The organism is Microbacterium sp., from assembly GCF_051860965.1.
GTDB lineage: Bacteria > Actinomycetota > Actinomycetes > Actinomycetales > Microbacteriaceae > Microbacterium.
In genome coordinates, this window is the sequence record NZ_JBIMKU010000004.1 from 172,741 (window position 1) to 185,815 (window position 13,075).

Here is a 13,075-nt window from a genome sequence, read left to right on the forward strand (position 1 = left end):
TCCGGTGTCGATGCGTCTACGCCGTCGCGTCGGCGCGCTTGGGCAGCACCCATCCGGCACGGGGGAAGTGGCACGTGTACCCGTTGGGGTAGCGGATCAGGTAGTCCTGGTGCTCGGGCTCGGCCTCCCAGAAAGGACCGGCGGGCTCGATCGTCGTGACGGCCTTCCCCGGCCAGAGTCCCGACGCGTCGACGTCGGCGATCGTCTCGCGAGCGACGCGCTCCTGCTCCGGCGAGAGCGGGAAGATGGCCGAACGGTAGCTCGATCCGATGTCGTTGCCCTGACGGTCCTTCGTCGACGGATCGTGGATCTGGAAGAAGAAGGACAGGATGTCGCGATACGTCGTCTGCGCGGGGTCGAACTCGATCTCAACGGCCTCGGCGTGGCCGGGGTGGTTGCGATAGGTCGCGTGGTCGTTCCGGCCGCCCGTGTACCCGACGCGCGTGCTGAGCACGCCCGGCTGGCGCCTGATGAGGTCCTCGACGCCCCAGAAGCAGCCGCCCGCGAGCACGGCGGTCTCGGTGCCGGCGTGCTGGGTGATCGTTCCGGTGTCGGTGGGTCCGCTGGTCATGATCCGTTCTCCTGATCGGTGGTGAAGAGTGAGAGGTAGGCGCCGTAGCCCTCGGCCTCGAGCTCGGCTGCCGGGATGAAGCGCAGTGCGGCCGAGTTCATGCAGTATCTCAGGCCTCCGGCATCCCGTGGGCCGTCGCGGAACACGTGGCCCAGGTGGCTCGAGGCTCCGGACGACACGACCTCGGTGCGCGGCATGAGCAGCTTCCAGTCGGTCTTCGTCGACACGGCATCGACGTCGATGGGCTTGGTGAAGCTCGGCCAGCCGGTGCCGCTGTCGTACTTGTCGGTCGACGAGAACAGCGGCTGACCCGAGACGACGTCGACATAGATGCCGGCGGCGTGGTTGTTCCAGTACGCGTTGCGGAAGGGCGGCTCTGTGCCGGCCTCCTGCGTCACGGCGTACTGCAGGTCGGTGAGGCTGCTCACGGCCTCTGGGGTCCTGCGGTAGTCGTTCATGGGATTCCCTCCGGGATTCCGCCCCTGGCTGGGGCGTCACTGTAGAGAACGGATCGCATGCCGGGTTTGGTCCCGCGAAACTGGGAGCGCGCCGTGAGTTCTCAGCCCGCCGCTTCGGAGCGGAAGCGGCCGATGGCCTCGACCCACGATCGCAGGAACGCCGGCTCGTCGAGTCTGCGCCGTCGCATCCACGACGTCACCTCCTCGTTGCACTTGCTCGCGTTGCAGGAGCGGCAGGCGGGGACCACGTTCTCGAGCGTGTACCGGCCACCCCGCGAGATCGGCAGCACGCAGTCCTTCTGGAGCGCCACGCCGTCGGCGCCGCAGTAGGCGCAGCGTGCCCACGCATCCAGGATCCGGAACCACTCGGCGTCGGTGAGATCGCTCCCGGATGCCGCGACACGCCGGGACCGCCGTCGCGCCGCGCGCGCCTTGCGGGTCTGTCCCACTGCCATACCGCCGACGCTAGCGCGGGTCAGGATGAGGTTCCGGATGCCGCGCGGGCGCTCAGCCGTCGCTCGCGCATCGCGAGGAAGAGCGGGAAGGTGAAGGCGAACGCGGTCACGAGGGACAGCGCGATGTAGAGCCAGGCGCGCTTCATCCCGAGACGGCGAGCCTCGACGACGAGGAAGACCGCACCGGCGACGGCGACGATCAGCAGGTCCACCCCGATCGACGAGACGGCCGGGCCGCTCCCGAACAGATCGCCGAAGTAGTCGCGTCCGAGCACGACCGTCCAGGCGTTGAGCACGAACGTGCCGACGAGGCCGACGATCGCCAGGCAGAGATAGGCGACGGCGAGCGGTGTCCAGTTGCGACGCATGAGTGCTCCGTTCGTTTCCCGGATGCTATCGCCGCGCAATCCGAATCGCCGTGCACTGCGAATCCCCGGTATGACTCCTCCCGAGAGTTCCTGGGGACCGGGGGCGTCGACCTCACCAGCGAAGTCGTCGGCCGCGAACTCCCCGCACGCGTCGTCGACGAAGAGCGCGAAGAAGCCTGCCGCGACGAAGCCCGCCGTGAAGAAGCCTGTAGCGAAGAATCCTGCTGCGAAGAAGCCTGTCGCGAAGAAGGCCGCCGCGCAGAAGGACGTCGCGAAGAAGCCTGTAGCGAAGAAGCCTGTCGCGAAGAACCCCGCCGCGAAGGCGAAGAAAGCGACTGGCGACCGCGCGCCGCGCGACGCGGACTTCACAGCCTCCGGTGCGGAGTCGCGTACCGACGGCGAGCGCATCACGGTCCACGACGGTCACATGACCATCGAGGCCGGGACGCCGCGGGAGCGCGCGGAGGCATCTGCGGACGGAGACGCCGCCCCGGCCGAGGACGTCACGACGACGCGGGAGCCGCAGGGGGTCGCAGCGACGGAGCCGCCGTCGCGGACCGCCGCTCCCGTGGACACCGCGCCCATCTCCGTCGTCCAGCGGCCCGCGATCACCAAGCCGCCGTACGTCCCGCGGACGGCCACGCCCACCGCCGTGGCCGCGTCCCCGCCGCAGAAAGTCGACGTCCCCGCCGTCGTAACGCCCGTGGAGCGCGTGCCCGAGGCGACGCCCGCGCCCTTCCCGCGCCGGCTGAGCGCCGCCGAACGACTCGCCGGAAGCACCACCCGCGTGCGCACGCGGGTGCGCGAATGGATGACGGACCGCAGGGCCATCGTCATCAGCCTCGTCCCGGTCGTCGCCATCGTCGGACTCCTCACGGGAGCCGCCGTCTACACGGCGGTGAGCCCCCCGCAGGCGACGGCCGCGGCCCCGGCTCTGTCCGACACGCAGACGGCCGCTCAAGCCTGGCTCATCGACAATGCCGTTCCCGGCCGGCCGATCATCGTCGATGCCGCCCTGGTCCCCGGCCTCGTCGACGCGGGGTGGGCGCCCGGCGACGTGCTGACGGCAGGGGATGCCTCGACCACCGAGTGGCGCGAGATCGCCTACGTCGCCTCCGCGGGAGACGGCGGGGATGCGACGACGGACGCGGCGATCCGGAGCTCCGTTCCGGCAGCGACGTTCGGCGACCTCGAGATCCGTCGCGTCGTGCCGGAGGGCGCGGTCATCGCCGCGGCATCCGAGCGATCCGCCGCTGCGACGCGTCGCGAGTTCGGCGCCGAGATCTCGCGCAACCCCGCGGTCGAGCTGTCGACGCCGGATCGAGTCGCTCTCGCGAGCGGCCTCGTCGACGAGCGCATCAGCGCCGTCCTGGGCGCGCTCGCTGCCGTCGGCGTCGTCACGGTGACCGACCTGCCGGTGATCGCAGGCGAAGAGGGGCGCACCCTCCGTCAGGTGTCGCTGTCGGGCGTGGGTGATGTGCCGCTCGTCTCGGGAGCCGAACCGTCCGAGCAGGCGCGCGCCATCTTCGACGCGCTGAGCGGCGACTACGCCCTGGACGCGCTGTCCGTCGACGGCGCCGACCTCGTCCTCCGCTTCCCCCTCCCTTCCGAGACCTCGCCCGAATGATCGCCCGAACGCCAGACAAGGAAGTCCCATCATGAGAGTCACCCGCAGAATCCGCGGCGCGATCGTCGTCGCAGCCATCGCCCTCGTCGCCGCCCTGGCCGCTCCCGCGGCGGCCACCGCCGCGCCACCCGCTCGGACCGCCGTCGCAGACATGGGCTGGCTGCGGCTCGGCCACTTCTCGCCCGAGACGAAGAACGTCGACGTGCGCGTGGCCGCGCTCAGTGGCGGATCGATCCTCTTCGAGCTCAGCGGGGTCGGCTACGGCGACGTCTCGCCCTACCAGGCGCTTCCGACCGGCTCCTACACCGTCAGCATGGTGCCGGCGGGGAGCAACGACTGGACCAAGCTCGCCCTGTCGGCGACGGTCAAGATCGCGGGCGGCACGGCGACGACCGCAGCCGCCTACGGTCCGACGAAGTCGCTGAAGGTGCGGCTGTATCAAGACGACCTGACGGCCCCGACGGCGGGCAACGCGCGTATCCGCGTCATCCAGGCCTCCACCCTCACCCCGAGCGTCGACGTCCGCACATCCACCGGCGTGTCGATCGCGAGCAAGGTGAAAGCGGGAACCGCCACCGACTACGCCGAAGTCCCGGGCGGCGACTGGACCCTCCGCCTCACCGGCTCGGGAGTGTCGGACTCCGCCGACGTGAGCGTCGCGGCCGGCACGGTCACCTCGCTGTTCGTGCTGGACACCTCTGACGGCGGGCTGACGATCGTGCCCGTGCTCGACAGCGCGGCCGCTGCTCTCGTGCCGATCGGCGGCGTGCAGACGGGCGGCGGATGGCTGGCGTCGAAGGATGCCGTCACCGTGCGTTCGTTCGCCGCCATCGCGGAGTGACGCGCTCATGAGCAGACCGGCACGTGTCCTCGCGGCGCTCGCCGCGGGGGCGCTGTCGGTGGTTCTGCTCGCGGGGTGCGCGAGCGCGGACGCGGAGCCCGCTGCCGCCCCCGCACCCGTCGCCACGGCCGACCCGTTCGCGGCCGGGGGGCTCCAGGATCCGAATCCGCGGGCCGAGACGGTCTCGACCGCGACACCCGTGCGGGTCGCGATCCCGTCGATCGGGGTCGATTCCGCCCTCGAGTCGCTGGGTCTGGGTCCGGGGGGCGAGCTGACGCCCCCCGTCGACTTCGATCTGGCCGGGTGGTACGACGGAGGAGTCGTGCCGGGGGCGGTCGGCCCCGCGATCATCGCGGGCCACGTCGACTCGGTGACGGCTCCCGCCGTGTTCTCCCGCATCGGCGAACTCGCGCCCGGCGCAGAGGTGCTCGTGACGATGTCGGATGCCACCGTGCTCACCTTCGTCGTGACGGGCTCGGCGCAGTCCGAGAAGTCGAACTTCCCCAGCGACGCCGTCTACAGCAACGTCCCGGCTCCGGAACTGCGGCTCATCACCTGCGCAGGCTCCTTCGACTCGTCGATCGGCCACTACACCGACAACCTCATCGTCTTCGCCGCGCTGCGTCCGTGAGGCGCCGAGCCGGCGACGCGACCTGTGCCGACGAGGTCCGCAGGCGGTCAGTCGGCGTCGTCCGGGGACGCAGTCGACGCGGTGGCCTCCGCACGCCGACGACGGCGCACCGCCCGGACGATCGCCCAGACGCCCACGCCGACGATGCCCACGACCACGACCCACGGGATCAGGAATCCCAGCGCGATCACGATCCCGTTGAGCGTCGCGACGAGGCCGTTCCACCCCGCGACGAGTCCGTCCCAGAAGCCGGCGGGGTCGGCCTCGACGGTCTCGACGACGGGTGAGAGCGTCACGGTGAGTGTGGACAGCTCGACCTGCCCCTCGAGCATCTCGAGCTGCTGCTGGTACGACTCGAGGGTCGCCTGGCGGTCCGAGAGCGCCGACTCGGCGGCGATGAGGTCGGCGACGCTGGTCGCCTCGGCCATGAGCTGGGTCAGTCGGTCGACGGATGCCTGTGCGGAGTCGATCCGCGCGCGAAGGTCGACCGTCTGCTCGGTGACGTCCTGACGGTTGATGGAGGATGCCGTCACGTCGCCGAGATCCGACAGCTCGTCCACGAGCCCCGACAGCTGATCCGTGGGGACGCGCACCGTGACCCACGCGCCGTCCATCGGATACGGAGCGATCATCGAGTCCTGCGACATGCCCGTGCTCGGATCGACGGGCACGACTCCCGTCGTGCCGACGTTCATCGACTCGACGTAGCCGCCCCGGGCCTCCGCGGCGCGGCCGACGCTGCGTGCCGCGACGGGCACGTCATCGACCGTCACGCTCGCCGAGGCCGTCGTGATGATCTCGCGAGCGGCGTCGCCGACGGACGTGGATTCTTCCGAGCCGCCCGACATCGTGGCGCCGTCGAGCTGCTTCGCGCCGTCGATCGGGGTGGTCGCGAAGTCGACGCCGCCGTCGGTCGCGGGAGCCACGGCCGACCCCGCTTCGTCGGTCGCGGTGCCGCTGACGATCCCGCCGACGGTGGGGGCGATGAGGGCGGCGATGGCCACGACGGCCGCCGCAGCGCCGCCCGCCATCCAGATGCGCCCGCGCTTCGCGCGTCGGGCACGGTCGGTCCGGCGCTCCCGCGCGATGTCGGCGAACAGCGCATCCTCGATCTCGTCGATGCGTGCGTCGCTGAGTTCCGCGAGCGCGGGCTCGGGAAGGGACGTGTCATCCCGCTGCGTGTTCATGTGCTCTCCTTGACGACCGTCCGCAGACGCGTGCGGATGCGGGAGAGACGATTGCGCACGACGCCGTGGGCGACACCGAGCTCCTCGGCGGCCGCCTGGTAGGCGTATCCCTCGGCGGCGCACAGGCGGAAGATGTCCTGATCGAGCGGTGTGAGCCCCTCGACCTCGCGCAGGATCCGCTCGGCCAGGTCGGCGCCCAGCACCTGCTGCTCGACATCCACCGTCGAGGCCATCGCCTCGTCGATGTGCGCGCCCGTGTGCTCGCGGTCGCGCTTCTGACGACGGATGCGATTCGCCGCCTGGAAGCGGCAGATCGTCGCGAGCCAGGGGAGGAGCGATTCGCCCGCGAGCTCCATACCGGGGAGCTTGCGCCACGCCACGAGGAAGGTCTCCTGCGCGACGTCCTCCGCGTCGGCGGGATTGCCGACCAGCCCGTGCGCCATCCAGTACACGGGACGCACGTAGGCGCGATACAGGGCGCGGAAGGCGTGCTCGCTGCCGCTCGCGGCCATCGCCACGAGCTCGGCGTCGCTGCGCGTCGTCTCCACCCTCACCTCGCCATCGGTGTGCACCATTGTCTCTCAGTGTGGAGGTGTCGCCGTATCCGGGATCGTCTCGTCTGGCGTCGTGACCCCGCGGGCACCGCTATCCTGGAACCCGCGAGAGGGAGTATCCCGACAGCGTGCATCCGTCATCACGGGCCCCGACAGCGCGGCCCCGGGTGCACGTCGCGGGCCGGTCCGGTCCGCGGGGAGAGACTTTCGGCATCCACCGACCCTCCCGCATCCCCGAAAGGCCCTGACGTGGACCTCGACCTCCCCATCTGGTTCGAAGTGGGCTCGCTCGTCGTGCTGACCCTGATCCTCGTCGCCGACCTACTGCTGATCCTCAAGCGCCCGCACATCCCGTCGACGCGCGAGTCCACCCTGTGGGTCGTCTTCTACGTCACGCTCGCTCTGATCTTCGCGGGCCTCATGTGGATCTTCGCGGGCGGCGAGTTCGCGGGGCAGTTCATCGCCGGCTGGCTCACGGAGTACAGCCTGTCGATCGACAACCTCTTCGTCTTCGTGCTGATCATGAGCCAGTTCGCCGTGCCGCGGCGCTACCAGCAGGAAGTCCTGATGGTGGGGATCATCATCGCGCTCGTCCTGCGCGGCATCTTCATCCTGCTCGGCGCCGCCGTCATCGAGAACTTCAGCTGGATCTTCTACATCTTCGGCGCGTTCCTGGTGTGGACCGCATGGCGTCAGGCGTTCCCCGGCGGTGACCACGACGACGACGTCCAGCGCGAGAACTTCATCGTGCGGGTGCTGCGTCGCACGATCGACATCAGCGACCACTACGACGGCGCGAAGATCCGCACCGTCGTGAACGGCAAGAAGATCTTCACGCCGATGATCATCGTCTTCGTCGCGATCGGTGTGACCGACCTGCTGTTCGCGATCGACTCGATCCCCGCCATCTTCGGCATCACGCAGAGCCCCTTCATCGTCTTCACGGCGAACATCTTCGCCCTCATGGGTCTGCGCCAGCTCTACTTCCTGCTGGGCGGGCTCCTCGACCGCCTGCGGTACCTGCACTACGGCATCGCATTCATCCTCGCCTTCATCGGCGTGAAGCTCGTCCTGCACGCGATGCACGTCAACGAGCTGCCCTTCATCAACGGCGGCGAGCACATCGAATGGGCGCCCGAGATCTCGACCTGGATGTCTCTGGGCGTGATCATCGTCGCGATGGCCGTCGCGACGATCGCGAGCCTGATCGCGTCGGCGCGCGAGAAGACGTCGTCGACGGAGGCGGCATCCATCGACGACGGCACGGGAGCCGCACCGACGGCCGATGCGGCAGCCGCGGTCGTCGCCGACGAGAAGGGCACCCCGCCCACGGTCGAGCAGCCGCCCGCACCCGACGAGCGCTGAGCACGCCCGCGCTCAGAACGCCTGCAGGTTCGCCCCGAGGCCGCCGGAGACGTACTCCGATCGCAGGATGCCGCGGCGGCGCAGGATCGGCACGAGCTCGTCCAGGATCCGGTGCACCGTCACGGGATGCAGATCGCCCCAGATGAGCACGCCGTCGTTGCCCCACTCGCCGAGCTCCTCGATGAGGTCGGCGAACTCGCCCGCCGTGCCGACGAAGCCCGTGCGATCGGAGATCCGGCCGAGGCGCGCGTGGGCCGCGAGGATCGTGCGAAGGGGAGTGGTGTGCACGTCGTGCTTTCCGACGAGCCGCGCGATGCTGCCCTGCGAGACGTGTCCGCCGAACACGGAGAGGTCGAGCGGCGCATCCGGGTCGAGCGCCGTGAGATCCGTCTCGAGGTCGCTCGACTGCTTCTCGGCGATGTAGGCGATCGCCGCGTCGTCGGGATTGCGGGATGCCGCCACCACCCGATCGGCTTCCTCGGGGGACGACACGATGACCGGCTGGATCGCGAAGAGGATCTTGATGTCCTCGGCGGTGCGCCCCGCCTCGACGGCAGCCGCGTGGATCCTGGCGCGGTAGGCCGTGATGCTCTCGCGGTCGAGCGGGGCCAGGGCGAGCTGGACGCCCGAGTTGGCGCCGGCGAAGCCGAGCCCTCGGCCCGAACCGCCCGGTGAGACGATGACGGGCTCGCCGTCGGTGAAGGGCAGTGCGTTGAGCGGGCCGTCGAAGCCGTAGTACTCGCCGCGGTGCTGCACGTGCTCGAGGAGCGTGCCATCGGCATACCGGCCCCGAGCCGGGTCGGCGATGAGCGCCCCGTCGGGCCAGCTGTTCCACAGCGCCCTGATCCCCGCGAGCCACTCCTCGGCACGGTCGTAGGCGCCGTCGTGACCGGGCGGGGGAGTCGTGCCGAAGTGCCGTGCGCTGCCCGTGTCGGTCACGACGTTGAGTCCGAGCCGATGCCCGCTCAGGTGCTGCAGCGTCGCGAACTGGCGCGCCGCCGTGTACGGCAGGTAGGCCGCGGGGTTGACGGTGGGCACGATGCCGAGGTGCTGCGTCGCGGCGAAGAGGTAGGGAGCGAGCAGCAGCGGATCGTGCTTGGGGCCGCCGAAGGCCTGCCGCACGCGCAGGTCGATCGTGGCCGGCGAGCCGAGCGAGGGAGCGTCTTCGATGATGAGCAGGTCGAAGCCCGCCTGCTCGAGCGCGCGCACCGACTCCTGATAGAGCGCGGGCTCGGTCCAGCGGTAGTTCCAGTCGAGGTACGGGTGGCCCCAGCCGTGCGGGCCGAATCCGCGCGCGAGGAACCAGCCGAAGTGCTGAGGGCGGCTCACGCCGGCACCGCTTCGGCCACGGCAGGCGCGACGGCGGGTCGGGCGGCGGCGAGGGCGCGGTCGAGGTCGGCGATGAGGTCGGCGGCATCCTCGATTCCGATCGACAGCCGCAGCGTGCCGTCGAACACGCCGTGGGCCGCGCGTTCCTCGCGGGTGCGCTGCACGTGGCTGGTCGTCGCGGGATGCAGCACGAGCGACCGCACGTCGCCGACGTGCGTCATGTGCGTGAAGACCTCGCCCGCCTCGACGAACCGGCGCGCGTCGTCCGTGCCGCCGTCGAGGGTGAAGGTGAAGACCGACCCCGCGCCGTCCGGCAGGTAGCGCTCGACGTGCCGGTGGTGCGGATGCGACGGCAGGCCCACGTAGTCGACCGAGGCCACCTCGGGCCGGGCCTCGAGCCATGCCGCGACGAGCGCGGCGTTGCGGGACTGCTCGCGCACGCGCAGGCTGAGGGTCTCGAGCCCCTGGCCGATGAGGAAGGCGTTCAGCGGCGACGGCGTCGGGCCGAGGCGCGGTGCGACCGTCTCGCGCAGGTGCGCGATGCGGGCCAGTCCGCCGTGGCGCTCGTACAGGCTCGCGCCCCCCGTGCGCGTCGGCTCGACCAGGTGGGGGAACTTCGCGCCCGAGGCTGTGGCGTCGAAGCGGCCGTCGTCGACGATCACGCCGCCGAGCACCGAGCCCTGACCCGAGAGGAACTTGCTCGCCGAGTGCACGACCACCGCCGCGCCGTGCTCGAGGGGGCGCTGCAGGTACGGCGTCGCGAGGGTGTTGTCGACGACGAGCGGGATGCCGTGGCGATCGCCGACGTCGGCGATCGCGCGCACATCGAGCAGGTCGTTTCGCGCGTTCGCCAGCGACTCCGAGAACAGCGCGCGCGTCGTGGGGCGGATGAGCGCCTCCCACGCGGCGGGGTCGTCGATGTCGTCGACGAAGTCGACCTCGATCCCCAGGCGGGCGAAGTTGTCGAGGAACAGCCCGCGCGTGCCCTCGTAGATGTGCGTCGAGGTGACGATGTGGTCGCCGGACGCGACGAGACCCAGCAGTGCGACCGTCACGGCGGCCTGCCCGCTCGCGACGAGCAGAGCCTGGGCGCCGCCCTCGAGGAGGGCGATCCGGCGCTCGACGACATCGATCGTGGGATTGCCGACGCGCGTGTAGCCGAAGCCGTCGCCCTGCCCGAAGTGCGCCGCAGCGTCGTCGAAGCCGTCGAACGGGAATCCCGCGGTCAGGTAGATCGGCGTCGTTCGCGACCGCGCGGCGTGCGGCGTGAGGCTGCCGTGCACCTGCCGCGTCGTGAAGCCGTCGCGGCGGTCGGATGTCGTCATCGTGCGGGCCTTTCGGGAACAGCGGATGCCCCAGGGTGCCACGGAGTGCGCGAACTGCCGGTCGAATGAGAAGCAGTGTTACGGGAGGGCGTCCGTCCGGCCGGTGGTAGTCTGGGCCGGTGCGGATCGCTCGCCTCCTCCTTAGCGGCCGCGACGAGTCCTAGTTCCAGGCCTCCCTCGTCGCGGAGTTTCGTCGCGGGCTTGATCACCTCTTCCCAGGAGAACGACTGAGCAATGAGCACCACTGATTCCGGCATCCCCGATCGCCCCCGAACGCTGGCCGAGAAGGTCTGGGACGACCACCTCGTCGTGAAGGGCGAGAACGGCGAACCCGACCTCATCTACATCGATCTGCACCTCGTGCACGAGGTCACGAGCCCGCAGGCGTTCGATGGGCTCCGCGCCGAGGGGCGGCCGCTGCGCCGCCTCGACCTCACGATCGCGACCGAGGACCACAACACGCCGACGCTCGACATCGACAAGCCGATCGCCGACCTGACGAGTCGCACGCAGATCGACACGCTGCGCCGCAACGCCGAGGAGTTCGGTGTGCGTCTGCACTCCCTCGGCGACAAGGAGCAGGGGATCGTGCATGTCGTCGGTCCGCAGCTCGGCCTCACGATGCCCGGCATCACGGTCGTCTGCGGCGACAGCCACACCTCGACCCACGGCGCTTTCGGCGCGATGGCGTTCGGCATCGGCACGAGCGAGGTCGAACACGTCATGGCGACGCAGACCCTGCCGCTCAAGCCCTTCAAGACGATGGCGATCACGGTCGAGGGCGATCTCCGTCCGGGCGTGACGGCGAAGGACATCATCCTGGCGATCATCGCCGAGATCGGCGCGAACGGCGGTCAGGGCTACGTGCTCGAGTTCCGTGGCAGCGCGATCCGGTCCCTCTCGATGGAGGGGCGCATGACGATGTGCAACATGTCGATCGAGGCCGGCGCGCGGGCGGGAATGATCGCCCCCGACGAGACGACGTTCGCGTACGTGAAGGACAAGCCGCACGCCCCGCAGGGTCAGGACTGGGACGAGGCGGTCGCCTACTGGCGCACGCTGCCGTCCGACGAGGGCGCCGTGTACGACGCCGAGGTGTTCCTCGACGCGAACGCGCTCGAGCCGTTCGTCACGTGGGGCACGAACCCCGGGCAGGGCGTGTCGCTCTCGGGCGTCATCCCGGAGCCCGCGTCGTTCGCCGACGCGAACGAGCGCGCTGCCGCCGAGCGTGCGCTGGAGTACATGGATCTCCAGGCGGGCACGCCGCTGAAGGAGGTCGCGGTCGACGCGGTCTTCATGGGCTCGTGCACCAACAGCCGGATCGAGGATCTCCGGGCCTTCGCATCCGTCATCGAGGGCCGCACGAAGGCCGACGGCGTCCGCGTCATGGTCGTGCCCGGCTCGGCACGAGTGCGCCTCGAGGCCGAAGCCGAGGGGCTCGACAAGATCTTCACCGATTTCGGCGCCGAGTGGCGCTTCGCGGGCTGCTCGATGTGCCTCGGCATGAACCCCGATCAGCTCGCTCCGGGGGAGCGCTGCGCCTCGACGAGCAACCGCAATTTCGAGGGTCGGCAGGGCAAGGGCGGCCGCACGCACCTCGTCTCGCCGCTCGTGGCGGCGGCGACAGCCGTCGTCGGCCGACTCGCGAGCCCCAGCGATCTGCCCGCACGCGAGACGGTGGAGGCCTGACATGGAGAAGTTCACGACCCACACGGGCATCGCCGCTCCTCTGCAGCGCTCGGCCGTCGACACCGACCAGATCATCCCCGCGGTGTACCTCAAGCGCGTCACGAAGACGGGCTTCGACGACGCCCTCTTCGCGAGCTGGCGGCAGGATCCCGATTTCGTGCTCAACCAGCCCGCCTACCAGGGGGCATCCATCCTCGTCGCCGGCCCCGACTTCGGCACGGGGTCGAGCCGCGAGCACGCGGTCTGGGCGCTGCGCGATTTCGGCTTCAAGGTCGTGCTGAGCCCGCGGTTCGCCGACATCTTCCGCGGCAACGCCGGCAAGCAGGGTCTGGTGACGGGAGTCATCTCGGAGTCCGATCTCGAGGCCGTGTGGGCCGCGATCACGGCGGATCCCGGCATCCGGATGACCGTCGATCTCGGCGCCCGCACGGCGACGATCGGCGATCTCGAGATCGCTTTCGACATCGATGATTACACTAGGTGGCGGCTTCTCGAAGGGCTCGACGACATCGGGCTCACGCTGCGCAACGAAGACAAGATCGCGCAGTTCGAGGCTCGCCGCGAGGCGTGGCGACCACGGACGCTCCCCGTCCGCTGAGGCCAGGGAAGGCCACCGCACAACGGTGGCACGGCCCGACCGCACGCCCCCTCGAAGACACAAATGAGGTTCACTGG

Annotated in this window: 14 protein-coding genes; 6 read left to right on the forward strand and 8 right to left on the reverse strand. The window is 70.2% G+C overall.

Annotation, left to right across the window (positions count from 1 at the left end):
- Nucleotides 1-16: 16 nt before the first annotated feature.
- From msrA to ACTIFV_RS09200, 4 genes are all read right to left on the reverse strand, one after another.
- Nucleotides 17-571 carry a peptide-methionine (S)-S-oxide reductase MsrA gene (msrA, locus tag ACTIFV_RS09185; protein WP_439592483.1) on the reverse strand — a complete coding sequence of 185 codons (555 nt, stop codon included), beginning with the start codon at nt 569-571 and terminating at the stop codon, nt 17-19.
- On the reverse strand, nt 568-1,029 hold the full coding sequence (gene msrB / locus ACTIFV_RS09190) for a peptide-methionine (R)-S-oxide reductase MsrB (protein WP_439592484.1): 462 nt from the start codon (nt 1,027-1,029) through the stop codon (nt 568-570). The genes msrA and msrB overlap by 4 nt, the downstream gene beginning before the upstream one ends.
- Nucleotides 1,030-1,130: 101 nt before the next feature.
- Complete coding sequence (locus tag ACTIFV_RS09195) at nt 1,131-1,484, reverse strand: HNH endonuclease (RefSeq protein WP_439592485.1); 354 nt, start codon at nt 1,482-1,484, stop codon at nt 1,131-1,133.
- 20 nt (nt 1,485-1,504) lie between these two features.
- Nucleotides 1,505-1,852, reverse strand: a complete 348-nt coding sequence (locus ACTIFV_RS09200; protein ID WP_439592486.1) for a DUF2834 domain-containing protein — start codon at nt 1,850-1,852, stop codon at nt 1,505-1,507.
- Between the two features lie 70 nt (nt 1,853-1,922).
- Here ACTIFV_RS09200 and ACTIFV_RS09205 point away from each other — a divergent pair, with 70 nt between their 5' ends.
- From ACTIFV_RS09205 to ACTIFV_RS09215, 3 genes are read left to right on the forward strand one after another with little or no spacing between them, the layout of a single operon-like run.
- Nucleotides 1,923-3,479, forward strand: coding sequence for a hypothetical protein (locus ACTIFV_RS09205; protein WP_439592487.1), 1,557 nt, complete (start codon nt 1,923-1,925; stop codon nt 3,477-3,479).
- 31 nt (nt 3,480-3,510) lie between these two features.
- Nucleotides 3,511-4,320, forward strand: coding sequence for a DUF4397 domain-containing protein (locus tag ACTIFV_RS09210; RefSeq protein ID WP_439592488.1), 810 nt, complete (start codon nt 3,511-3,513; stop codon nt 4,318-4,320).
- A gap of 7 nt (nt 4,321-4,327) precedes the next feature.
- Nucleotides 4,328-4,951 carry a class F sortase gene (locus tag ACTIFV_RS09215; protein WP_439592489.1) on the forward strand — a complete coding sequence of 208 codons (624 nt, stop codon included), beginning with the start codon at nt 4,328-4,330 and terminating at the stop codon, nt 4,949-4,951.
- 47 nt (nt 4,952-4,998) lie between these two features.
- On the opposite strand, the gene ACTIFV_RS09220 is transcribed toward ACTIFV_RS09215, so the two are convergent.
- Nucleotides 4,999-6,138: a DUF4349 domain-containing protein gene (locus tag ACTIFV_RS09220; RefSeq protein ID WP_439592490.1), complete on the reverse strand. Its 1,140-nt coding sequence runs from the start codon at nt 6,136-6,138 to the stop codon at nt 4,999-5,001.
- Nucleotides 6,135-6,713, reverse strand: a complete 579-nt coding sequence (locus tag ACTIFV_RS09225) for an RNA polymerase sigma factor (RefSeq protein ID WP_439592491.1) — start codon at nt 6,711-6,713, stop codon at nt 6,135-6,137. Before ACTIFV_RS09225 ends, ACTIFV_RS09220 begins: the two co-directional genes overlap by 4 nt.
- Nucleotides 6,714-6,941: 228 nt before the next feature.
- Here ACTIFV_RS09225 and ACTIFV_RS09230 point away from each other — a divergent pair, with 228 nt between their 5' ends.
- Nucleotides 6,942-8,057, forward strand: coding sequence for a TerC family protein (locus ACTIFV_RS09230; protein ID WP_439592492.1), 1,116 nt, complete (start codon nt 6,942-6,944; stop codon nt 8,055-8,057).
- Nucleotides 8,058-8,069: 12 nt separating this feature from the next.
- Here the strand turns inward: ACTIFV_RS09230 and ACTIFV_RS09235 are convergent, their stop codons facing one another.
- On the reverse strand, nt 8,070-9,386 hold the full coding sequence (locus tag ACTIFV_RS09235) for an LLM class flavin-dependent oxidoreductase (RefSeq protein WP_439592493.1): 1,317 nt from the start codon (nt 9,384-9,386) through the stop codon (nt 8,070-8,072).
- Entirely contained in the window at nt 9,383-10,711 is a 1,329-nt protein-coding gene (locus ACTIFV_RS09240) for an O-acetylhomoserine aminocarboxypropyltransferase/cysteine synthase family protein (protein WP_439592494.1), read from the reverse strand. Before ACTIFV_RS09240 ends, ACTIFV_RS09235 begins: the two co-directional genes overlap by 4 nt.
- Before the next feature lie 234 nt (nt 10,712-10,945).
- On the opposite strand from ACTIFV_RS09240, the gene leuC reads away from it, so the two are divergent.
- Both leuC and leuD read left to right on the forward strand, forming a co-directional pair.
- Complete coding sequence (gene leuC / locus ACTIFV_RS09245; protein ID WP_439592495.1) at nt 10,946-12,400, forward strand: 3-isopropylmalate dehydratase large subunit; 1,455 nt, start codon at nt 10,946-10,948, stop codon at nt 12,398-12,400.
- A gap of 1 nt (nt 12,401) precedes the next feature.
- The gene (gene leuD, locus ACTIFV_RS09250; RefSeq protein WP_439592496.1) at nt 12,402-12,998 is read left to right on the forward strand and encodes a 3-isopropylmalate dehydratase small subunit; all 597 of its coding nucleotides are present in this window, start codon (nt 12,402-12,404) and stop codon (nt 12,996-12,998) included.
- Nucleotides 12,999-13,075: the final 77 nt, after the last annotated feature.